Consider the following 22,975-nt stretch of genomic DNA (forward strand, 5'->3'; position numbering starts at 1 on the left):
ACCTAACTAGCTTGGGTCCAGCGGCGCGACAAAGATGAAACTGTTGCGAGAGGAGTCCTGCGATGAGCATTGTGGACAGCTTCGGTTCAAAAGGCAAACTTAATGTAGCCGGAACCGAATACGAAATTTTCCGGTTGAACTCCGTCGAAGGTGCAGAAAACCTTCCGTTCAGCCTCAAGGTATTGCTTGAAAACCTGTTGAGGACCGAGGACGGTGCCAACATCACGGCCGACCACGTCCGTGCGCTTGCAGGCTGGGACCCCAGCTCCGAGCCCGACACCGAGATCCAGTTCACGCCGGCGCGCGTGATCATGCAGGACTTCACCGGCGTGCCCTGCGTCGTTGACCTCGCCACCATGCGTGAGGCCGTCAAGGAGCTCGGCGGTGACCCGAAGCGGGTCAACCCCTTGGCACCGGCCGAAATGGTCATTGACCACTCGGTCCAGATTGACGCCTTCGGCAACTCCGGCGCACTAGAGCGCAACATGGAGATCGAATACCAGCGCAACGGTGAGCGCTACCAGTTCCTGCGCTGGGGCCAGACCGCATTCGACGACTTCAAGGTTGTCCCCCCGGGCACCGGCATCGTGCACCAGGTCAACATCGAGTACCTGGCCCGCACTGTCATGACCCGCGAAGTTGACGGCGTCGTCCGCGCCTACCCGGACACCTGCGTCGGCACCGACTCGCACACCACCATGGTCAACGGCCTGGGCGTGCTCGGCTGGGGCGTCGGCGGCATCGAGGCAGAGGCCGCCATGCTCGGCCAGCCCGTCTCCATGCTCATCCCGCGCGTCGTCGGCTTCAAGCTCACCGGCTCCATCCCGGCCGGCGCCACCGCCACCGACGTCGTCCTCACCATCACCGAGCAGCTGCGCCAGCACGGTGTGGTCGGCAAGTTCGTCGAGTTCTACGGCGAAGGCGTGGCGGCTGTGCCGCTGGCCAACCGCGCCACCATCGGCAACATGAGCCCGGAGTTCGGCTCCACCGCCGCGATGTTCCCGATCGACGACGTCACCCTCGACTACCTGCGCCTCACCGGCCGGTCCGAGGAGAACGTAGCCCTCGTGGAGACCTACGCGAAGGAACAGGGCCTCTGGCACGATCCCTCCCGCGAAATCAAGTTCTCCGAATACCTCGAGCTGGACCTGTCCACGGTTGTCCCGTCGATCTCCGGCCCGAAGCGCCCACAGGACCGCATCATCCTCAGCGAGTCCAAGGCCCAGTTCCGCGAGGACCTGCGCAACTACGTGAAGGAAGACCTCGCCGGCGGAAGCCTGGACGAGGCGATCGACGAAAGCTTCCCGGCTTCGGACGCGCCCTCGTTCACGTCCTCCGCATCGCACCTCAGCGACGTGGCACCGCACGGACACGGCCCGAAGGCCAACGGCCGCCCGTCCAACACGGTCAGCGTCAAGACCGCGGACGGACGCGAGTTCGAGCTGGACCACGGCGCTGTGTCGATCGCCTCGATCACCTCGTGCACCAACACGTCCAACCCGTCCGTGATGCTGGCCGCCGCACTGCTGGCCCGCAACGCCGTCGACAAGGGTCTGACGTCCAAGCCGTGGGTCAAGACCTCCGTGGCTCCCGGTTCCAAGGTAGTCACCGACTACTACAACAAGTCCGGCCTGACCCCGTACCTGGAGAAGCTTGGCTTCTACATCGTGGGCTACGGCTGCGCTACCTGCATCGGCAACTCCGGCCCGCTCGACGCCGAGATCTCCGAGGCCATCCAGGCCAACGACCTCTCCGTCACCGCCGTGCTGTCCGGCAACCGCAACTTCGAAGGCCGGATCAACCCGGACGTGAAGATGAACTACCTGGCCTCCCCGCCGCTGGTCATCGCCTACGCCCTGGCCGGATCCATGGACTTCGACTTCGACACCGACGCCCTGGGCCAGGACGAGGCCGGCAACGACGTCTTCCTGAAGGACATCTGGCCGAACCCGGTCGAGGTCCAGCAGGTCATCGACTCCTCGATCGACAAGGACATGTTTGCCCGCGGCTACGAAGGCGTCTTCGAAGGCGACGAGCGCTGGAAGGCGCTCGACACCCCGGCCGGCGACACCTTCGCCTGGGACGAGAAGTCCACGTACGTCCGCAAGCCCCCGTACTTCGAGGGCATGAAGGCCCAGCCGGAGCCGGTCCAGGACATCACCGGTGCGCGCGTGCTGCTCAAGCTCGGCGACTCCGTGACCACGGACCACATCTCCCCGGCCGGTTCCTTCAAGTCGGACACCCCTGCCGGCCAGTACCTGCTGGCCAACGGTGTGGAGCGCAAGGACTTCAACTCCTACGGCTCACGCCGTGGCAACCACGAGGTCATGATCCGCGGCACGTTCGCGAACATCCGCATCAAGAACCAGCTCCTGGACGGCGTGGAGGGCGGCTTCACCCGCGACTTCAGCCAGGCTGACGGCCCGCAGGCTTACGTCTACGACGCCGCGCAGAACTACCAGGCCGCCGGCACCCCGCTGGTGGTCCTGGCCGGCAAGGAGTACGGCTCCGGTTCGTCCCGTGACTGGGCTGCCAAGGGCACCGCGCTGCTGGGCGTCAAGGCTGTGGTGGCCGAGAGCTACGAGCGCATCCACCGCTCCAACCTGATCGGCATGGGCGTCCTGCCGCTGCAGTACCCGGCCGGCCAGAACGCCGCCAGCCTGGGCCTGACCGGCACGGAAACCTTCGCAGTTGAGGGCGTCACCGCCCTGAACGAAGGCACCACGCCGAAGACCCTCAAGGTCACCGCCACCGCCGAAGACGGTTCCGTCACGTCCTTCGACGCCGTGCTGCGCATCGATACCCCGGGCGAGGCGGACTATTACCGCAACGGCGGGATCCTGCAGTACGTCCTGCGCCAGATCTCCGCGAACTAGCGCAGCTTCCTCCCGCGAGGAGGAATAGCAACAGAGGCCCTGGCCGGTCACTGACCGGCCGGGGCCTTTGCGTACCCGGTTCAGGGACCGCTGCCGGCGTCCGGCGCGGCGGCCCGTCCCGAGGCGTTAGAGTTAAAAGGCATGTCTACCACCCGAAGGAGGGGCCGTTGGGAATCTTGGACACCATCCGGAATCCGCAGGACCTGAGTAAGTTGTCCGAGGCGCAGCTGGAACAGCTGGCAGCCGAAGTCAGGGATTTCCTGATCGGCAACGTCTCCCAAACGGGAGGGCACCTGGGCCCGAACCTCGGCGTCGTCGAGCTCACCATCGCGGTGCACCGGATCTTCGATTCCCCCCGCGACAGCATCGTTTTCGACACAGGGCACCAGTCCTACGTGCACAAGCTCCTCACCGGACGGCAGGACTTCAGCACGCTTCGCCAGCAGGGCGGCCTGTCCGGCTACCCCGACCGCGGAGAGTCCGAGCACGACATCGTCGAAAGCTCACACGCGTCCTCGTCGCTGTCCTGGGCCGACGGCATCTCCCGCGCCCGGCAGCTGACCGGCGACGGCGACCGCTTCGTCGTCGCGGTGGTGGGCGACGGCGCCCTGACCGGCGGCATGGCCTGGGAGGCCATCAACAACATCGCGGCGGACAAGAAGCGCCGGGTGGTGATTGTGGTCAACGACAACGGCCGCTCCTACGCCCCGACCGTCGGCGGGCTCGCCGACCACCTCGCGTCCCTGCGCCCCACGATCGATTCCCTCCGCGCTGCCCCCTCCTACGAGGGCACGCTCGACTGGTGGAAGCGCAAACTGCAGAACGGCGGGCCCGCGGGCCAGTTCACCTACAAGAGCCTGCACGCCATGAAGAAGGGCATCAAGGACTGGTGGGCCCCGCAGGGCATGTTCGAGGACCTCGGCATGAAGTACATCGGTCCCGTCGACGGCCACAACCTCCAGGCCATGGAAAACGCACTCGCCACGGCCCGGAACTACGCCGGCCCCGTGATCGTGCACGCCATGACGGAAAAGGGCCACGGCTACGCCCCGGCCCGCGCCCACGAAGCGGACCAGTTCCATGCCGTGGGGATCATTGATCCGGAGACCGGCGCTCCCACCGAGGCCGGCGGCGCCAAATCCTGGACCGCCGTCTTCGCCGACGAGATCGCCGACATCGCCGACGAACGCAAGGACATCGTCGGCATCACCGGCGCCATGCTGATTCCGGTCGGGCTGCACAAGTTCGCCGCCCGGCACCCGGAGCGGGTGTTCGACGTCGGCATCGCTGAACAGCACGCCCTCACCTCGGCCGCCGGCATGGCGTTCGGGGGACTGCACCCGGTGGTCGCGGTCTACGCGACGTTCCTGAACCGTGCGTTCGACCAGCTGCTGATGGATGTGGCCCTGCACAAGGCCGGCGTCACGATCGTCCTGGACCGGGCCGGCGTCACCGGACCCGACGGCGCGAGCCACCACGGCATGTGGGACATGGCCATGGTCCAGATCGTCCCCGGGCTGCACCTCGCGGCACCCCGCGACGCCACCCGGCTGCGGGAGGAACTGCGCGAGGCCGTGGCCATCGAAGACGCCCCCAGCGTGATCCGCTACTCCAAGGGCAGCGTCGGTGCCGAAGTTGAGGCCATTGAACGCCTCGACGACGGCGCGGACGTGCTGGCCCGCCGCCCCGAGGGCTCCAACGAGAACGACGTCCTGATCGTCAGCGTGGGCGCCATGTCTGAACTGGCATTGGACGTCTCCAGCCGGCTTGGCGCCCAGGGCATCAGTTCCACCGTGGTGGATCCCCGCTGGGTCCTCCCGGTCCGGCGGTCCATCATCGACCTCGCCGCACGCCACCGCCTGGTCATTTGCATCGAGGACGGTGTGCGGGCCGGCGGCGTCGGTTCCCGGATCCGCCAGGAGATGCGTGCAGCAGGCGTGGACACCGCCCTCAACGAGGTCGGCCTCCCGGTGGAGTTCCTCGAACACGGCACCCGCAGCCAGGTGCTCGAACGCGTCGGGATGACCGCCCAGCAGATCACGCACGACGTCGTTGCCCAGGTCCTGGGCACCAAGGTGCCGTTTGCGCGCCCCCTGCCCGGCCAGGAACACCCCAGCACCGGCAGCCTGCCGCTGCTCTAGGCAGCCCATCTGTTGAGCACGATCCGTGCGGCGCCATACCTTCCGGCGCCGGACGGTCCAGGAAGGAACTGGCATATGAGTGGAATTATCAGGGTTTACAAGCGTGACGATGAGGGCATCCTGCAGTTCAGGGAAGCCTGGTTCGACGAGGACTACAGCCAGTTCGTGATGAACCACGGCGTCGTCGGGCACCAGAGCAAGACCGAGGAGACCGACGTCGTGGACGCCGAGGCCGCCGAGCGCCTCATGGACGCGTTCGCTGCGCAGTGCGCCGAGGATGGTTACGCCGAAATCCCGGTGGAGGAGCAATCCTGGGTGGTGGCCCAGTACGCGCTGAAGACCAAAGACGGGACCAGCCGCGACCGTTACCTCGAGGAAAAAGCCAAAGACGCCCTGATCAGCCACCTGGCCTGGCGGGGACTGGGGATTGTGGATCGCAGCGAGTTTTCCGACGCGCGGCTCAACATCTTCTGCCTCACGCCCGACGTCAACAAGACCGTCAACGCCATCAAGGTCTGCATCAGGGGTGAGGACCTCGATTTCACCAAATTAAGCATTGGCGCCGCGCCGTTTGGCGAGGAGACTTTTAAACTCAAGTACTCACCGAAACCGGCCAACAGCTTCACGCTCTAGGCAACACTTGTTTGCGCATTACCGGTAAGGAGCCGGGCACGGCTCACATCAGTTTGGGGGCAACCGACTGGAAGGCAACGCAGTGACGCGAAAACCCTCTCGACCAGGCAGCACGCCACTCCCGGCAGGTCTCGATGCGCCGGCGCGCAAGTCGCTCGCGCACGCGGGGGTGGAAACCCTCGAACATCTCGTGCAGCTTGGCCGGCGCCGGCTTGCCGGCATGCCGGGCGTTTGCCCGCGAACCCTCGCGCAGCTCCAGGACGCCATGGACGAGCACGGGCTGGAACTGCCGGCAGGGTAGCGGCACCGGCCAGCGCACCCGGCCGCTGCCGGGCCCCCGGGCCGCGGAAGTCCCGCCCCGGCGGCGGGCTTGAACGGGACGCCAGCCTGGCCGATATAGGCTGAATCCATGACTGAATACCGCCGCGTGGGAAATTCCGGACTATCCGTCTCGGCCGTGGGGCTTGGCTGCAACAATCTGGGCCGGCCTGGGACCGTAACTGAATCTCAGGAGGGCACGGACGCCGTCGTCCATGCAGCCCTGGATGCCGGGATCACCTTCTTTGACGTCGCCGATACCTACGGCCGGGAACCCGGGCTCAGCGAGTCCATGCTTGGCCAGGCCCTTGGCTCCCGCCGGGACGACGCCGTCATCGGCACCAAGTTCGGCATGGACATGCGCGGCGCCAACGGCGAGGACTTCGGCGCGCGCGGATCCCGCCGCTACATCATCAAGGCAGCGGAAGCCTCGCTGCGCCGGCTCGGCACGGACTGGATCGACCTCTACCAGTTCCACACCCCGGACCCGCTGACCCCCATCGACGAGACGCTCGCGGCCCTGGACGAGCTCGTGACGAGCGGCAAGGTCCGCTACATCGGCCACTCCAACCGGGCCGGCTGGCAGCTCGCCGAGGCCGAGTTCGTGGCCCGCGCCCGCGGGGGAGCACGCTTCATCTCCAGCCAGAACCACTACAACCTCCTGGACCGGCGCGCCGAACTCGAGGTCACCCCCGCGGCCGAAGCCTACGGCCTGGGTGTCCTGCCGTACTTCCCGCTCGCCAACGGCCTGCTCACCGGCAAATACTCCAAGGGCGCCGCCCCTGAGGGGTCCCGGCTCAGCCACACGCGCACCAACCTGGTCCACGACGCCGACTGGGAACAGCTGGGTGCCTTCGGCGAGTTCGCCGCCGCACGCGGGCTCAATGAGGTCCAGGTGGCGTTCTCGTGGCTTGCCGCGCAGCCGTCCGTCAGCAGCGTCATCGCCGGCGCCACCACGCCGGAGCAGGTACGCCAAAATGCCGCCGCCGTGGCCTGGATTCCCAGCCATGCCGATCTCGCCGAGCTGGACGACCTCTTCCCGCGCACGCCCAAGGTGGCCCTGTTCTGAACGACCCAGCCCTGAACGCTCCGGCCCTGAGCGGCTTGGCCCTGGGCACCTCCGCGGCGGGTGCTGCCGGCGCGAATTCAATCCTGATGGACCTCGACACCGGGATCGATGACGCCCTGGCCCTGGTCTACCTGCTGTCCCGGCCCGAGGTGCGCCTCCAGGCGATCACCTGCACGGCCGGGAATGTCGGGGCCCGGCAGGTGGCGCTGAACAGCCTGGCCCTGCTCGAGCTGTGCGGCCGCGGGGGTGTGGAGGTGGCCATCGGCGCCGAGGTCCCGCTGGAGATCCCGCTGGTGACCACCGAGGAGACCCACGGGCCGCAGGGGATCGGCTATGCCGAGCTGCCGCCGCCGGCCCAGCAGATCTCGGCGCGGCACGCCGTCGACGTGTGGGTGGAGGAGGTGCGGGCGCACCCGGGGGAGATCACCGGCCTGATTACCGGTCCGCTGACTAACTTCGCCCTGGCACTGCGCCGGGAACCCGAACTCCCGCGGCTGCTCAAGAGACTCGTCATCATGGGCGGGTGCTTCTACTACCAAGGCAACACGACGCCGACAGCGGAGTGGAACACTTCGGTGGACCCCCACGCGGCCAAGGAAGTGTTTGCCGCCTATCGCGGCCTGCCGGAGGACAAACTGCCGATCCTGTGTGCCCTGGAAATGACCGAGCGGATCGAAATGCACCCGGATCACCTGCGCCGCCTCGGCGAGGCTGCCGGTGCGCCGGAGCCTGAACTCGTCCTCCCGGAGCAGCCCGAAGGCCAGCGGAGCGTGTCCGAGAACCCCCTGGTCGCCTGCCTGTCCGATGCCCTGCGCTTCTATATGGAATTCCACCGGCTCTACGACCAGGGCTACGTGGCGCACGTGCACGACGCCTTCGCGGCCTGCGTTGCCGCGGGACGGACGCCGTTCGCCACCCGGCTGGCCACGGTCGACGTCGAAACGGACGCCCCGCTGCTGATCGGCACCACGGTGGCCGACTACCGCGGGCTGTGGGGGCTGCCGCCGAACGCCAGGATTGTCTCCGACAACGTCCCGGAGCGCTGTTTCGACGAGCTGATTTCCTCGGTCGGCGCCCTCGCACGCGCCGTGGGCACGGGGTCAGCGACCTCGAAGTCACCGCCGGCCTGAGGCTGGGCGGGCCGGAGGGAGTTCCCGGGCGTATCAGCTGATCGCTAAGATGGTAGCTGCGCCGAGGTGACATGAGGCGGATCTTGTCGCACCCAGCCAAAGGACCACTCCATGTCACAGCCAGCCCTTACCGTCACCGCCCCTGGACAGGCGGCCGGCCGCGGCCGCCGCCTGCTCGAAATCGCAGGCGCCGCCGCCATCGCCGCCACGTACATCTTCCTGGTGCTGACCCAGCCCGCGGACATCGCCAACGGCCCGGCCAGCTTCTCGGCCCTTGTGGCCCTCGGCGGCTTCCTGCTCGGCGCAGTCCTGCTGATTGTGGCCGTCCTGCCGGTCCTTCCCACCTCCACCCTGGTCCTCATCCCCGTGGCACTGGTCCTGAATGTGGTCCTCGGACAGCTCATGGGCAGCACCGGCCTGCCGTTCTACATCGACGCGATCGGCACCGTCCTGATCGCCGTCCTCGCCGGACCGGCCGCCGGTGCCGCCACGGGAGCGCTGAGCAGCATCGTCTGGTCCTTCTTCAACCCCACCGTCCTGCCCTTCGCCGCCGGCGCCGCCCTCATCGGTTTCCTTGCCGGCATGGCCGCCCGCGCCGGCCTGTTCCGCCGCTTCTACCTCGCCCCCTTCGCCGGCTTCGCCACCGGCATCCTGGCCGGCGTCGTCTCCGCACCGATCGCCGCGTTCGTCTTTGGCGGCACGTCAGGCCTCGGCACCGGGGCGATCGTCAGCGCCTTCCGCGCCATGGGGGACACGCTCCTGGCCGCCATCACCAAGCAGGCGCTGATTTCGGACCCCATGGACAAGGCGATCGTCTTCGCGATCGCAGCGCTGCTCGCCTACGCCCTGCCCCGCCGGACCACCTACCAGTTCCCCTTCGTGCGGCGCTACCGCGTGCTCGCCGGCAAGGCCCCGGCAGCACCGGCAGCGCCGGCAAAGACGGACGCCTGAGCACCGTGACTGCGTGACACTGCGACAGCAACTGCGACACCCCGCTGTGACACCGCTACCATGACCGTCCCTTCCATGACAGTCCCTCCATGACCGTCCCCTCCATGACACAGCGCCTCCACCCCCTCACCGCGCTGACCGCGGCCGCCTGCACCGCCGTCGTCACGACGGCGGCCGCCAGCTGGCCGCTGTCTGTCGCCGTGGCACTCGCCGCGGCGGTCATCGCGGTGCGCCGCGGTGTCGCGGGCCGAGTCCTGCCAGCCGCGGCCGTGATCCTCACGCCACTGTGCCTGTCACTGCTGGTGCTGCACGGCCTGTTCTTCCCCGAAGGCCAGACCGTCCTGGCCCAGTGGGGCCCCGCCCGGGTCACCGCCGAAGGCCTGGCGTTCGCGCTGGAGCTCGGAACCCGGACCACCGCCTGCGTCCTGGTGCTCCTGCTCTTCTCCTTCACCGTGAGCGTTCCCGACCTCGTCTCCGCCCTCGCCGCGCGCAGGATCCCGCCGCAGTTCGGCTTTGTGCTGGCCTCCACCCTCACGCTCCTGCCCGCCGTCGCGGACCGCCTGGACCGGATCCGGCAGGCCCAGGAAACCCGCGGGCTGGTGGTCCGGCGCGGCTTGCTGTCCCGCCTTGGCGCACTCCGCCTGCAGATGGTGCCGCTGGTGCTCGCCCTGATCGACGACGCCGGCAGCCGCGCCCAGGCGCTCGACGCCCGCGGCTTCGGCAGCCCGGGACGCCGGACCAGCTACCGCGAAGTTGCCGACCCGCCCGCCCAGCGGCGGTTCCGGGCTGCTGCCCTGGTGCTCGCAGCAGCCGCCGTCACCGGGCGGATTCTTGCCTCCTGGCCCGCCGGGGCGCCCTCATGACCGCGACCACGCGGACGGCGCTGCGGATCCGGATCGAGGCGTTCACGTTCCACGGCGAGGACACCCCGGTCCTGACCGATGCAGCGATCTCGGTCATCCCCGGGACCCTGACCGCCGTCCTGGGCGGCTCCGGAAGCGGAAAATCCACGCTGGGCAAACTGCTGGCCGGCTGGCTCCGCGCCGGTCTCGCGGGCCAATTCCGCGGCAGCCTGGAACTCGACGGCACCCGGCTGGACTTCCACGGCATGCCCGGGGATCCCCGGATCAACCCCGCCGAATGGTCGCGCCGCGTGGCCTTCGTTCCCCAGGACCCGGCCGCCATGCTCTCCACCGTTCGCGCCACAGTCGCGGAGGAGCTGGCCTTCGGCCTGGAAAACCGCGCGACACCGCGGGCGGACATGCTCCGCGCGGTGGAGCGTACGGCCGCGCGGACGGGACTATCAGACCTGCTGGACCGGGACCCGGCTACGCTCTCCGGGGGAGAGCTGCGCAGGCTCGCCGTGGCCTGCGCCGTCATCGCAGAACCTGACGTACTCATCCTGGACGAGCCGCTGGCATCGCTGGACGCGGCCGGGGCAGCACAGATTGAGGAGCTGGTCCGCAGCCTCTGCCGCACGGGCACCGGCGTCGTCGTGTTGAGCCAGGCGGTGGACCGCCTCGCCGGGGAAGCCACGCACTGGAGCGTGCTCGACGGCGGGACTGTGGTCGCGGCCGGAGCGCCGGCGCAACTGGGCGGCTCGGCCGAACTGGGTCGCACCGGAGTTATCGTCGGACCCGGCGCCGGCGTTGCGGACGCCAGCGTTGGCGGACCCGGCGCTATTGGGCCCGGCGGTGCCGGGCAGGCATCGCTCGAATTGCGGCGGGTAGGGTTCGGCTACGGACAGGGCCCGCGGCGGCGGGGCACCGGTGTGCCGGCATGGGTCCTCCGGGACGTGGACTTCGCCGTGCGGCCGGGCGAGATCGTCGCCGTCACCGGGCCCAACGGCGCCGGCAAATCGACGCTGCTCCGCCACTTCAACGGACTGCTGCGGCCCTCGGAGGGGGAAGTGCTGGTCTGCGGGCGCAGCATCGCCGCCGTGCCGGTGGGAACAGTCGCCGCCTCCATGGGCCTGTTGTTCCAGCACCCCCGGGACCAGCTATTCGAACGGACGGTCCTGCGGGAAGCCGCGTTCGGACTCCGGCAGCTGTTCGGGAAAGCCGAAGCCGTGGGCAAGGCCCGGGCGGCGCTGGCCACGGTAGGCCTATCCGCGATGGAGTCAGTCCACCCGGCCGAACTGTCTGCCTCCAAGCAACGGCTGCTCGCCCTCGCCACGGTCCTGGCCCGCGAACCCGCGGTGTTGGCCCTGGACGAGCCCACCGTTGGGCTGGACCGGCACGGCCTCGAGGCGCTGCAGGGCGCCGTCGTCCGCGCCGCCGAGCGCGGTGCCGCCGTCGTGATGGTCACCCACGACCTGGGCTACGCACGGCAGAACGCGCACCGTGTCCTGGAACTCAAGGGCGGCCGACTGAGGGCACTCTGAACGGGTACCGCTGTTTAGCTTGATCCCACTTTGTCTAATGCCGCTTCTGTCTAATCCCGTTCCACAGACTTGTCACGGCAGACGCCCTCGACAAGATCTGCCAGCTCGTCGACGCCGCGGGAGGCGCGGATCGCACTGCCGATGCGGCTGCTGGCTTCCCTGTACGAGCTGTCGGCCAGGACAGTGCGGACAGCTTTGGCGGCGGCCTCGGGCGTGGCCCGGTTGGTGCGCAGGTTGATTCCGGTGCCGGACCAGGCCACGCGGGCGGATACTTCGGCCTTTTCCTCGGTTTGGCCGGCCACCACCAGCGGGACGCCGTGCCGCAGCGCGAACTGCACGCCGCCGTATCCTCCGTTGGTGACCAGGACGTCGGTCTTGGGAAGCAGTTGGTCATAGGGCAGGTAGGAGGCGACGCGGACGTTCCCGGGCAGCGGGCCGGCGAGGGAGTCCACGGGCCGGCCGCCGGTAGTGACCACCACCAGGACGTCGTCCTGTGCCAGGCCTTCCATTGTGGGGCGGACCAGGTCATCGAATTCCCTGTTGGCGACGGTGCCCTGGGTGACGTGGACGACGGGGCGGCCGGCGTCGAGGTCGGCCCACCATTCGGGAAGCTCGGCTTCGCGTGTCCCGTTCGAAGTGCCCTTGCCGCCCTGCGATACCGGGCCCACAAAGTGCACCGTCTCGGGGAGGTCGGAGCGCGGGTATTCGAAGTCCGCAACGGTGAACTGGGCTACATGGTCCGCGGCGCGCGGCCAGTCCATGAAGAAGGTCGGGAAGGGCGAGCCCGTGGAATCCCTCGAGATTTCATTGGCGTACTTCTGCACCGGGCCGAAGACCACCTTCTCGGTCAGGGCCTGCATGGCCAGGTTCCGCACCCGGCCGGGCCAGCCCGGCATCGGCTCGATCCCCAGCCCGTACGGGGCGGTATCGCGGCTGGCGAGACTGAGCGGGACGATCCCGCAGTTGATGACCGCCGGCCGGTTGCCCGACGGCCCGGCAAGCAGCAACGCCGCACCCATGAACAACGATTCGGCCAGCACAGCATCTACACGGCGTTCTGCGGATGCGGCAAGGATCGCCTGGTACTGGGCCTTGCCCGGGCGCATGAAGATCTCCCGGATATCGAAGCGGATGCCTTTCGGTCCCTTCAGACCGATGCGGCCGGGGAAGGCGGTATCCAGGCTGGTGTCGTCGAAATCCGCCTCCGGTGGCAGCGGGATGAACGTGGCGCCGGTCCGGGATACCTGCCGTTCGAAGCGCTGGCCGGTGAGGAAGCGGACGTCGTGCCCGTGCTCAACCAGGCCGGCGGCGACGGCGAGCATCGGCGTGACGTGGCCGACCAAAGGGCTGGAGCAGACGAGTACCGATGCCATGATGTCTCCTTGTTGGATGAGTACGTTGCATCAGTTTTCATTACTGTGAGACAGTAGTCAATATGGTTATGGAAACTTCCCGTCCGAGGCGCTACCGGTCGGCATTGCGAGAAGAACAGGCCTCCGCCACGCGCCAACGCGTGCTCGAATCGGCCGGCCGCTGCTTCGCGGCGAAAGGATTCACGGCCACGACCCTCGGCGCCATCGCCACGGACGCGGGTGTGTCCGTCGAAACGGTCCAGACCCACGGGCCCAAGAAGCGGCTGCTGCTGGCCGCCCTGGAAATGGCGTCGGTGGGCGTGGACGGCGGCCGGTCGATCCTGGAATCGCCCGAGGCCCAGGCCGTGCTGGCCCAGGAGGATGCCCGCGAGGGACTCCTTGGCCTGGCCGGCTTCGCGGCGGAGCTCAACGGCAGGGTAGGGCGGCTGTGGCAGGCCATGGCGGCTGCCGCGCAGGGCGACCCGGAAATAGCGTCGGCGCATGCGGGATTGCAGGAGCGCATCCGGGCCGACTTCCTGAAAGTTACCGGGTTGCTGCAGCAGCGCGGAGGCCTTCGAACGGATATTCCGCTTGAGGAGGTGGCCTTGACGCTGTGGCTGCTGACGTCGCCCTACCAGCATGAACACCTCGTGGTGCAGGCCGGTTGGGCGCCGCAGCGCTATCTCGCCTGGCTGCAGCGGGTGGTTCTCGAGGCGGCGCTGGCACCGGGAAAATGATCCGAGCGGCACCAAACACGCGCGCCTCTATCCTCAGCACCGCCGCCCGGACCGCAAGGGACATGCAGTCCAGGCGTCGCCCCGCCGTCCGGACCAAAGTCCAGACGGCGGCGCCGACGTCGTTGCCGGGCCCTAGGCCGGATCGGACACGGCCGGATCGGACGCGGCCGGATCGGACGCGGCCGGATTGCACACGGCCGGTGCGGACGCCACCCCGGGCGCCAGGAACTTCCTGCCGTTGGTGCGCTCTGAGGCCCCGACGCGGTCCAGATACGGCGTGATGCCTCCGAGGAACATTGGCCAGCCAGCGCCAAGAATCATACAGAGGTCGATGTCCTCGGGGCCTGCCACGACGCCTTCCTCGAGCATGAGTCCGATTTCCTCCGCCAGCGCGTCCTGCGTCCGTCGCAGCACCTCCTCGCCGGTGGATGGAGTGCTCCCGAAGGACATCAGCGCCAGGGATTCGGCCGGGATGAACGGCTTGCCGCCCGGATCTGACCGCACTGCCCCGTTTTCCGGTGTCCCATTCTGCGCGGCCCAGATGGACTTCACGCCGTTGTCGATCAGCGCCTGGAGGTTCCCTGAGACGGTGAAGCGGTCCGGGAAGGCGGCGTGCAGGGATTCCTGGACGTGCTGCGCGACCGGCAGGCCCACCATGGCGCCGAGGACGAACGGCGTCATGGGCAGGCCCATCGGGCGCAGCGCGTTGTCTGCCACCTCGGCGGGCGTGCCCTCGTCGAAGGCCGCGGTCACCTCGCCCATGAGGCGCAGCAGGACGCGGTTGACCACAAACGCCGGGGCATCCTTGACCAGCACGGCCGACTTCTTGAGCCCCTTCGCGAGCTCGAACGCGGTGGCCAGCACGGCGTCGTCGGTCTTTGGCGCGCGGACGATCTCCAGCAGCGGCATGACTGCCACCGGGTTGAAGAAGTGGAAGCCGACCAGTCGCTCCGGGTGTTCCAGGTCTTCGGCCATGGCGGTGACGGAGAGCGAGGATGTGTTCGTGGCGAGGATGCACTCGGGCGAGACGATCGCCTCGACCTCCTTGAAAACCTGCTTCTTGACATTGAGTTCCTCGAACACGGCCTCGATGACGAAGTCGGCGTCAGCGAAAGCCTCCTTGGAAACAGATCCTGTGACCAGCCCGCGGGTGCGGTTGGCGGCGTCGGGGCTGATCCGTCCCTTCGCCAGCAGCTTGTCCACCTCGGCGTGGACGTAGCCAACACCCTTGTCCACGCGGGCCTGGTCGATGTCCGTCAGCACCACCGGAACCTTGAGCTGGCGGGCGAGTAGCAGGGCCAGCTGGCTCGCCATCAGCCCGGCGCCCACGACGCCGATCTTCGTCACCGGGCGGGCGAGCTTGCGGTCCGGCGCCCCGGCCGGGCGCTTGGCGCGCCGCTGCACGAGGTCCAGGAAAGCATAGACGGTGGAGCGGAACTCGTCGGTCTGCATGAGGTCCGCGAGAGTCTCGCATTCGAGCGCCGCGGACTGCGCCTGGGTGAGGGTGCGGTTGGCGTCCATGACGTCCAGGACCTTCGCCGGCGCCGGCGAGGCGTTGGAGGTCTTGGCCTCCACGAAGGCGCGGCCCTTGGCGATGGCGGCCGCCCAGCGGGCCGCGACGTCGGCGTCGGAAGGGTCGACGGCGTTGGTCCGCTCCGGCGCCACCGCGCCGGCAAGGACTTGGGCCGCCCACGCGACGGACTGTTCGACGAAGTCTGCCGGTTCGAACATCGCATCCGCAACGCCGAGTTCGTAAGCCTGCGGGCCGGTGAGGGTGCGGTTGTTGCTGAGCGGGTTTTCGATCATCACCTTGAGTGCGTTCTCGGGCCCGATGAGCCGGGGCAGGATATAGACCCCGCCCCAGCCCGGGATCAGTCCGATGAATGCCTCGGGCAGGGCCAGCGCGCCGGCTCCGGACGAGACCGTGCGGTAGGTGGACTGCAGCGCGATCTCCAGACCGCCGCCCAGGGCCAGGCCGTTGATGAACGCGAAGCTCGGCACGCCCAGGTTGGCCAGGGTCGAGTACACGTCGTGGCCCAGCTGGGCCATCCACAGGCCCTGCTCGCGTCCGCTGACCGACTTGACGGTGGAGAGGTCGGCGCCGGCCACGAGGAAGTAGGGCTTGCCGGTCACGCCGACGCCGGCAATCTCGCCGCGGGCGGCCCGTTCCCTGAGCCCTTCCAGGACCGTGCCGAGTTCAATCAGGGTGTTCGGACCGAGGGTGGTGGGCTTGGAATGGTCCAGGCCGTTGTCGAGCGTGACCAGCGCGAAGGTGCCGGGGCTCTTCCCGTCGACGGGCGGCAGCTCGATGTCCTGGACATAGGAATGGGTGACCGTCTCGTTCGGGAAGAGATCGGCAAGCTTGCGGAAATCAGCGGCGCTCATGCTGTGGCTCCAGTCTCGGTGGCGGTGGTCCCTGCCGGGTTTGTCTCGGTACCGTAGTCCGCGTGATGCGGGTTCTCCCAGATTACGGTGGCGCCCATGCCCAGTCCGATGCACATGGTGGTCATGCCATAGCGGACTGTGGGGTCCTCCTCGAACTGCCGGGCCAGCTGGTTCATCAGCCGGACCCCGGAGGATGCGAGCGGGTGCCCGACGGCGATCGCGCCGCCGTAGCGGTTGACGCGGGGGTCGTCGTCGGCGATCCCGAAGTGGTCCAGGAAGCTCAGGACCTGAACGGCGAAGGCCTCGTTGATCTCGAAAAGGCCGATGTCCCCGATGCCGAGGCCGGCGTTCTTGAGTGCTTTTTCGGTGGCCGGGACCGGGCCAATGCCCATCACCTCGGGTTCCACGCCGGCGAAGGCGTAGGCGACCAGGCGCATCCTGACCGGCAGTCCGAGTTCCTCGGCGGCGTCGGCGGATGCCAGCAGGGCGGCGGTGGCGCCATCGTTGAGGCCGGCGGCGTTGCCCGCGGTGACCCGGCCGTGGGCGCGGAACGGGGTCTTGAGCGCGGCGAGGTCCCCCAGCGAGGTTCCGGGGCGCGGCGGTTCGTCCACGGTGTTGACGGTCCAGCCCTGGCCCGGCTTCATCGTGGCGACCGGCACCAGGCCGGACTGGATCTGGCCGTTGGCGTAGGCCGCGGCGAGCTTGTCCTGCGAGGCGACGGCGTAGGCGTCGGCGCGGGCCTTGGTGATGGCCGGGAAGCGGTCGTGCAGGTTCTCGGCGGTGTTGCCCATGTTCAAGGCTGCCGGGTCCACGATCCTTTCGGACATGAAGCGCGGGTTGGGGTCCGCCCCGGCGCCCATCGGATGGTTGCCCATGTGTTCCACGCCGCCGGCAATCACGACGTCGTACGCGCCGAAGCCGATGCCGCTCGCCGTCGTGGTCACCGCAGTCATGGCGCCGGCGCACATGCGGTCGATCGCGAAGCCGGGCACGGTCCGGGGGAGTCCGGCCAGCAGGGCGGCCGTGCGGCCGATGGTCAGGCCCTGGTCGCCTGTCTGGGTGGTGGCGGCGATCGCGACCTCGTCGATCCGGTCCGCCGGAAGGGAGGGGTTGCGGCGCATCAGCTCACGGATGCACTTGACCACGAGGTCGTCGGCGCGGGTGCCGGCGTAGATGCCTTTTTCGCCCGCGCGGCCGAAGGGGGTGCGGACGCCGTCGACAAAGACGACCTCGCGCACGGCGCGGGGACCCGCGGTGCGGGGACGCGCGCTGCCGCTTTTTCCGCCGGTGTGGTTTCCGCTACTGGTTTTTCCGCTGGTGCGGGCTTCGCTCACGTGGGGCTCCTCATTGAGACATGGTGCCGGAACCGTGTCTGTGGCAGGGCTTGCCACAGGCAGGAGGGGTCCGGGCGACATCATGAATCATGTTACTCGCCAGTAACATAGCTGGCAAGGAGGAGGGGGAGCGGCCTCGGGCGGACGTCCTAGACCGCGGAACGGGAGGGCGCCTCGGCGGACGCCTTGGGCTCCTTCACGGGCAGCGGCTCGGGGTGCAGAAAGGACTCGGCGATCAGCGGGGCAGTAATTTCGATCTGCCACTGGCGCGCGCCGAGGTTCGCCAGTTCCTCGGCCACGCCTTCCTCGCTGAGCTCTGCCGGCGGACGCCACGCGACCCGGCGCAGGTAGTCCGGAGTGAGCAGGTTTTCCACCGGCAGGTTCAGTTCCTCGGCCCTGGCCTGGAGTTTCGGACGGGCGGTGGCGAGCCTCGCTGCGGCCTCCGGATCGCGGTCCGCCCAGACACGCGGGGGCGGGGGAGCGTTGGTGGGCAGGTGCAGCGGCGGCAGGTCCTCCAGGGCCCGGGCTGTGCTGATGCAGCGCAGCCAGCGGGGCGCTTCGCGCTGGGCGGCGCGGCCGTGGAAGCCCTTGGTGCCAAGGAGTTGGGGGACCGTGGAAGGCATGGCCTTGGCGGCGGCGACCAGGGCGGAATCGGGGATCAGCCGGCCCGGGGCGACGTCGCGCTTCTGGGCCAGGGAATCGCGTTCCAGCCACAACTCCCGGACTGCGGCCAGTTGGCGGCGGTCACGGATCTGGTGCAACCCGGACGTCTTGCGCCACGGATCAACCCGCGGCGGGGCCTGCCCGGCCTCGAGGATGGCGGCGAATTCCTGCTCGGCGTACTCCAGCTTCTCATCCGCCACGAGGAGTTCGATCAGTTCCTCGCGCAGTTCGGTCAGGACTTCGACGTCGAGCGCGGCATAGCGCAGCCACGGTTCGGGCAGCGGGCGCGTGGACCAGTCGGCGGCGGAGTGTTCCTTCGCCAGGCCGAAGCCCAGGAGCTGTTCGATGACGGCGGCGAGGCCCACCCGGGGCAGCCCGGCCAGGCGCGCGGCGAGCTCGGTGTCGAAGAGCTTGTCCGGCCACATACCGAGCTCGGACAGGCAGGGCAGGTCCTGGCTGGCGGCGTGCAGGATCCATTCGACGCCGCGCAGCGCGTCATTGATGATGCTCAGGTCGCCGAACGGTTCGGGGTCGATCAGCCAGGTCCCGGAGCCTTCGCGCCGGATCTGGACAAGGAAGGCGCGCTGGCCGTAGCGGAAACCTGAGGCCCGCTCCGCGTCCACGCCCGCTGGGCCGTGGCCGGCTGCGAGGGCCGCCGCGCAGCGTTCGAGTCCGGACTGCGTTTCAATGACCAGTGGCACGCCGTCGCGGGGAACGTCGAGGTCGATCACTTCAGGGACCAGGCTGTCGAAGCCTTCCACCGTGATATGGGCTGTGGTGTCAGTGGCTTCGGTCGTATTGCGTATGGCGCCGGCCGTGCTGATTTCCGGATTTTGAGGGGTCATGGTCTCTACAGTTTACCGACAACATGGCGTATAAGGCCGTGACCGTGGCGGAACATGCGCCTCATGCGTGTCCGCGGGGGCGGCGGGGAAGGGGGGTGACGCCCTCGGGCAGCGGCGGCAGTCCGGCGAACGTGCAGACCATGTCCGACCACGCCTCGAGGTGCGAGGTGATATCCGGGGTGGCCGGTGTCCAGGAGGCCCGCAGCTCGATGTCGATCGAATCCGGCCGGTCGGACAGGGTGCCAAAGCTCTCCGAAAGCACCCTGGTGGCCGTGCCGCCGGCGGAGCGGTAGGGGGCCTGATGGTTCTCCAGCGCCTCGACGAGCCAGGCCCACGCCACCGATCCGAGGAGCGCATCGTTGCCCATTTCGGGTTCCAGCTGGGCGCGGATGTAAGTGACAATCCTGAACTCCCCGTCCCACACGGCGGAGCCGTCCGGATCGTGGAGCAGGATGAAGCGGCCGGTGGCCAGTTCGACGTCGTCGCTGGCGGATGCCCGTGCCAGGGCTGCGGCGGCCGGGCCGTGGACGGGGCCACTGGCGGGGGCACCGGGGCCGATGACCTCGGCCCCGAGAGCCACGGCGAACGGCGCCAGCCGCGACGGTGCTGGAATTTCATCCAGATGCAGCTCGCTGCGGCAGCGTGCCTGTCGAAGGGTCCCCAGGGCGAAGAGGAAATCTGCCGGGACCTGATCGAGGGAGCTCACCTTGGAAGGTTATGCAACGGCCGTGCCCCTGCCCGGCAGGCTCGCCGCCGGGCAGGGGAAGCCATGCAGGGCTCAGGCGGCCGCGAGCTCGCGCTTGATGGCCGCGATGAAGGAATCAACGTCTTCCTCGGTGGTGTCGAAGGAGCACATCCAGCGGACCTCGCGGGCCGCCTCGTTCCAGTCGTAGAAGCGGAAGGACTGGCGCAGCCGGTCCGCGACGCCGGCAGGCAGGACGGCGAAGACGCCGTTGGACTCGGTCTTCTGGCTCAGTCCGACGCCGGGGATCCCCTCGACGCCGGCGCGCAGCCGGGAGGCCATGGCATTGGCGTGCGAGGCCGACCGCAGCCACAGGTCACCCTCGAGCAGGGCAATGAACTGGGCGGACATGAAGCGCATCTTGGACGCCAGCTGCATGTTCATCTTGCGCAGGTAGACCAGGCCGTGGGCGGCCTCCGGGTTCAGCGCGATGACAACCTCGCCGAAGAGCAGGCCGTTCTTCGTGCCGCCGAAGGACAGGATGTCCACGCCGGCGTCGCGGGTGAAGGCCCGCAGCGGGACGCCGAGGTGGGCTGCGGCGTTGGCCAGCCGGGCGCCGTCCATGTGCAGTTTCATGCCCTTGGCGTGGACATGCTCCGCGATGGCGCGGACCTCGTCCGGGGTGTAGCAGGTGCCAAGCTCGGTGGTCTGGGTAATGGAGACGGCCAGCGGCTGGGCGCGGTGCTCATCGCCCCAACCCCAGGCCTCCTGGTCGATCAGTGCCGGCGTGAGCTTGCCGTCGCCGGTGGGGACCTGCAGCAGCTTGATGCCGCCGATGCGCTCCGGTGCGCCGTTTTCGTCCATGTTGATGTGGGCGGTGGAGGCGCAAATGACGGCACCCCAGCGCGGCAGCAGCGACTGCAGGGACAGGACGTTGGCGCCGGTGCCGTTGAAGACGGGGAAGCACTCGATGCCTTCGCCGAAGTGCTCTTCCATCAGGTGCTGCAGGCGGGCGGTGTACTCGTCTTCGCCGTAGGAGACCTGGTGGCCCTCGTTGGCGGCGGCCAGGGCCGCGAGGACCTCCGGGTGCACGCCGGAATAGTTGTCCGAGGCGAAGCCGCGGACGGACGGATCGTGGAGCCGCACCGCAGTGCTGGCAAGGGCATTTTCAACTGTGCTAGTCATCGCTTTGCTCACGCTTTCAGTCTAAGAGGTTGGGCCGCAGGGGCTAAGTCCGGGCCGCTGAACCCGGGGCGGTTCAGCGGCTCAGGAGCAGCCGCTGCCCGTTCAGCTCGGCCGCCGGGGTGGTGAAGAGTTCGACGGCGGCCGCGGCCAGGTCCTCCACATCGGTGAAGCCGGGGAAGGTACGTTCCGGGGATTTGGCCCGCATTGCCGGGTCAACGAGGGCCTTCACCACGAAGATGGCGGCGGCGCTGTGAAGTTCCGGATTATCCTCAGCGTGGACTCGGTTGAAGCCGTCCGCGACCGCCAGCGTCCAGGCCTCGGCCGCCGCTTTGGCAGCGGCGTAGCTGGCTCCGCCCGCCGTCGGGGCACCCACTGCCGTGGAGGAGACCATGGCGAAGCGTCCGGTGTCAGAGGCGGCAAGGTCGTCGAAGAAGACGCGGGTGACGTTCCGCAGCGTGGTCACCGCGTTGCGTTCCAGGAAGTCCCAGTCGTCGTCGCTCTGGTCCGTGATGCCCTTCGCGCCGCGCCAGCCGCCCACAAGGTGGATGACGCCGTCGACGTTTCCCGCCAGGCCGGATACGGTCGCCTGCAAGGCGCGGACGTCGGCCAGGCTGGCGAGGTCGCAGACGAGCGGCGTGACGCCGCCGCCGGCTTCGGCCGCAGCTGCCTCGATGCGCGCGGCATCCGAGCCGACCGTGAAGACCCTGTGGCCGGCGGCGCGGAGGGCGCGGGCCGTCGCGATTCCCGACGGCCCGCTGCCCCCCGTGACCAGCACGTTCAAAGTGCGTCCGATACTCATCCGGCGTTCATGGCCCGGGTGCCGTCGCCGGACTCTGATCCGGTGTCCGTGCTGATGTCTGACGACCCCGTAATGCCGGCCGTGGATTCGATGACCGGACGCATCTTCTTCTCCAGGGCCTCGTAGAACATGGAGAGCGGGAACTCGTCGTCCAGGACCTGGTCCGTGAGGCCGCGGGGCGGGCCGTCCAGGGGGAGGGCGCCCGGTCCCTTGGCCCAGACCGAGGCCGGGTTGGGCGTGACAGTGCCGGAGATCAGCTCATAGGCGGCGAGCCAGTGGGCCATCTTGGGACGGTCGATCGAGCGCCAGTACAGTTCCTTGATCTTCGCGCCAAGTTCCACCACGACGCCGGCAGCCTCGTCCCAGTCGATGCTGAGTTTGCTGTCGGTCCAGTGCAGGACCCGGTGCTGGTGCATCCAGGCGAAGAGCAGCTGGCCGCCGAGGCCGTCATAGTTGCGGACGCGGGTGCCGGTGATGGCGAAGCGGAAGATGCGGTCGAAGATCACGGCGTACTGGACAAGCTTGGCGTGCCGGCGTGCCTCCGGGTCAGCGTCCTCGTCCTTCTCGATCTTCACGGATTCACGGAAGGCGGTGAGGTCGCAGCGCAGTTCCTCCAGCGAGTACAGGAAGAACGGCATGCGCTGCTTGATCATGAACGGGTCAAAGGGCAGGTCCCCGCGCATGTGGGTGCGGTCGTGGATGAGGTCCCACATGACGAACGTTTCCTGCGTCAGCTCCTGGTCCTCCAGGAGCTGAGCGGCGTCCTCGGGCAGCTGCAGGGAGGTGATCTCGGCTGCGGCGCGCAGGACGCGGCGGAAGCGCGCGGCCTCGCGGTCGGCGAAGATCGCTCCCCACGTGAACGTCGGGGTGTCCCGGACGGCGACGGTCTCGGGGAAGAGCACTGCGGAGTTGGTGTCGTAGCCCGGCGTGAAGTCCAGGAACCGGATCGGCACGAAGAGCTTGTTGGAGTATTCGCCCGTTTCCAGGCCACCGATGAACTCGGGCCAGATGACCTCGATCAGGACGGCCTCGACCAGGCGGCTGCTGCTGCCGTTCTGGGTGTACATCGGGAACACGACCAGGTGCTGGAGTCCGTTGACCCGGTGCTGCTGCGGCTGGAAGGCCTGCAGGGAATCCAGGAAGTCCGGGACGCCGAAGCCGCCGTCAGCCCACCGGCCAAAGTCGGTGACGAGCAGGTCAAGGTACCGGGCGTCGTGCGGGAAGGACGGGGCCAGGGCCGAAATCGCTGCGGTAATGGTTTCGACATGGCCGGCCGCGGCTTCGTGGGCTTCGGCGTCCGGGACGGAACCGTCCTTGACCTGGAGGGTCTGCAGGGCGGTGGCGGCAGCCTTGAGGCGCAGCCATTCCTGGTTGCCGGCAGTGATCGGGGCGGGGGCGGTGAGAGCGGTCGTGGTCATCGTCGACGTCGCCTTTCTGGTTGCTGTGGAGCGTGTCGCTGGATCTAAATCGAGCGTAGCAAGCAAACAGGAGC

Annotated in this window: 18 protein-coding genes; 10 read left to right on the plus strand and 8 right to left on the minus strand. The window is 68.5% G+C overall.

Annotation, left to right across the window (positions count from 1 at the left end):
• Nucleotides 1–62: 62 nt before the first annotated feature.
• The 9 genes from ACFVTM_RS08480 (at nucleotide 63) to ACFVTM_RS08520 (ending at nucleotide 11,501) form a co-directional block, all read left to right on the plus strand.
• Nucleotides 63–2,876, plus strand: a complete 2,814-nt coding sequence (locus tag ACFVTM_RS08480) for an aconitate hydratase (RefSeq protein ID WP_390202972.1) — start codon at nucleotides 63–65, stop codon at nucleotides 2,874–2,876.
• A 167-nt stretch (nucleotides 2,877–3,043) separates the two neighbouring features.
• Entirely contained in the window at nucleotides 3,044–5,017 is a 1,974-nt protein-coding gene (gene dxs / locus ACFVTM_RS08485) for a 1-deoxy-D-xylulose-5-phosphate synthase (RefSeq protein WP_390202973.1), read from the plus strand.
• 75 nt (nucleotides 5,018–5,092) lie between these two features.
• Nucleotides 5,093–5,650 carry a hypothetical protein gene (locus tag ACFVTM_RS08490; RefSeq protein ID WP_390202974.1) on the plus strand — a complete coding sequence of 186 codons (558 nt, stop codon included), beginning with the start codon at nucleotides 5,093–5,095 and terminating at the stop codon, nucleotides 5,648–5,650.
• 169 nt (nucleotides 5,651–5,819) lie between these two features.
• Complete coding sequence (locus ACFVTM_RS08495) at nucleotides 5,820–5,951, plus strand: hypothetical protein (RefSeq protein WP_390202975.1); 132 nt, start codon at nucleotides 5,820–5,822, stop codon at nucleotides 5,949–5,951.
• Between the two features lie 108 nt (nucleotides 5,952–6,059).
• Nucleotides 6,060–7,037, plus strand: coding sequence for an aldo/keto reductase (locus ACFVTM_RS08500; RefSeq protein ID WP_390202976.1), 978 nt, complete (start codon nucleotides 6,060–6,062; stop codon nucleotides 7,035–7,037).
• A gap of 86 nt (nucleotides 7,038–7,123) precedes the next feature.
• Nucleotides 7,124–8,167, plus strand: coding sequence for a nucleoside hydrolase (locus ACFVTM_RS08505; protein ID WP_390202977.1), 1,044 nt, complete (start codon nucleotides 7,124–7,126; stop codon nucleotides 8,165–8,167).
• A gap of 111 nt (nucleotides 8,168–8,278) precedes the next feature.
• Nucleotides 8,279–9,118 carry an ECF transporter S component gene (locus tag ACFVTM_RS08510; protein WP_390202978.1) on the plus strand — a complete coding sequence of 280 codons (840 nt, stop codon included), beginning with the start codon at nucleotides 8,279–8,281 and terminating at the stop codon, nucleotides 9,116–9,118.
• 89 nt (nucleotides 9,119–9,207) lie between these two features.
• Nucleotides 9,208–9,981 carry an energy-coupling factor transporter transmembrane component T gene (locus tag ACFVTM_RS08515; RefSeq protein WP_390202979.1) on the plus strand — a complete coding sequence of 258 codons (774 nt, stop codon included), beginning with the start codon at nucleotides 9,208–9,210 and terminating at the stop codon, nucleotides 9,979–9,981.
• Entirely contained in the window at nucleotides 9,978–11,501 is a 1,524-nt protein-coding gene (locus ACFVTM_RS08520; protein ID WP_390202980.1) for an ABC transporter ATP-binding protein, read from the plus strand. Before ACFVTM_RS08515 ends, ACFVTM_RS08520 begins: the two co-directional genes overlap by 4 nt.
• A 50-nt stretch (nucleotides 11,502–11,551) precedes the next feature.
• On the opposite strand, the gene ACFVTM_RS08525 is transcribed toward ACFVTM_RS08520, so the two are convergent.
• Nucleotides 11,552–12,874 (minus strand): nucleotide disphospho-sugar-binding domain-containing protein, encoded by a 1,323-nt coding sequence (locus ACFVTM_RS08525; protein ID WP_390202981.1) that lies wholly within the window; start codon nucleotides 12,872–12,874, stop codon nucleotides 11,552–11,554.
• Nucleotides 12,875–12,942: 68 nt separating this feature from the next.
• Between ACFVTM_RS08525 and ACFVTM_RS08530 the strand changes: the two genes are divergently transcribed.
• On the plus strand, nucleotides 12,943–13,590 hold the full coding sequence (locus ACFVTM_RS08530) for a TetR/AcrR family transcriptional regulator (protein ID WP_390202982.1): 648 nt from the start codon (nucleotides 12,943–12,945) through the stop codon (nucleotides 13,588–13,590).
• 132 nt (nucleotides 13,591–13,722) lie between these two features.
• Here ACFVTM_RS08530 and ACFVTM_RS08535 read toward each other — a convergent pair whose 3' ends face one another.
• From ACFVTM_RS08535 to ACFVTM_RS08565, 7 genes are all read right to left on the minus strand, one after another.
• On the minus strand, nucleotides 13,723–15,975 hold the full coding sequence (locus ACFVTM_RS08535) for a 3-hydroxyacyl-CoA dehydrogenase NAD-binding domain-containing protein (RefSeq protein ID WP_390202983.1): 2,253 nt from the start codon (nucleotides 15,973–15,975) through the stop codon (nucleotides 13,723–13,725).
• Nucleotides 15,972–17,213: a thiolase family protein gene (locus tag ACFVTM_RS08540; RefSeq protein ID WP_390203221.1), complete on the minus strand. Its 1,242-nt coding sequence runs from the start codon at nucleotides 17,211–17,213 to the stop codon at nucleotides 15,972–15,974. The genes ACFVTM_RS08535 and ACFVTM_RS08540 overlap by 4 nt, the downstream gene beginning before the upstream one ends.
• A 245-nt stretch (nucleotides 17,214–17,458) precedes the next feature.
• On the minus strand, nucleotides 17,459–18,817 hold the full coding sequence (locus ACFVTM_RS08545; RefSeq protein ID WP_390202985.1) for an HRDC domain-containing protein: 1,359 nt from the start codon (nucleotides 18,815–18,817) through the stop codon (nucleotides 17,459–17,461).
• Nucleotides 18,818–18,878: 61 nt separating this feature from the next.
• Nucleotides 18,879–19,523, minus strand: coding sequence for a DUF3000 domain-containing protein (locus tag ACFVTM_RS08550; RefSeq protein WP_390202986.1), 645 nt, complete (start codon nucleotides 19,521–19,523; stop codon nucleotides 18,879–18,881).
• A 72-nt stretch (nucleotides 19,524–19,595) separates the two neighbouring features.
• On the minus strand, nucleotides 19,596–20,684 hold the full coding sequence (locus ACFVTM_RS08555; RefSeq protein ID WP_390202987.1) for a threonine aldolase family protein: 1,089 nt from the start codon (nucleotides 20,682–20,684) through the stop codon (nucleotides 19,596–19,598).
• A 73-nt stretch (nucleotides 20,685–20,757) separates the two neighbouring features.
• Entirely contained in the window at nucleotides 20,758–21,483 is a 726-nt protein-coding gene (locus tag ACFVTM_RS08560; RefSeq protein WP_390202988.1) for an SDR family NAD(P)-dependent oxidoreductase, read from the minus strand.
• Nucleotides 21,480–22,901, minus strand: coding sequence for a DUF6421 family protein (locus tag ACFVTM_RS08565; RefSeq protein ID WP_390202989.1), 1,422 nt, complete (start codon nucleotides 22,899–22,901; stop codon nucleotides 21,480–21,482). The genes ACFVTM_RS08560 and ACFVTM_RS08565 overlap by 4 nt, the downstream gene beginning before the upstream one ends.
• Nucleotides 22,902–22,975 lie beyond the last annotated feature (74 nt).

The sequence above is a fragment of the Arthrobacter sp. NPDC058130 genome, assembly GCF_042884475.1.
Taxonomy (GTDB): domain Bacteria; phylum Actinomycetota; class Actinomycetes; order Actinomycetales; family Micrococcaceae; genus Arthrobacter.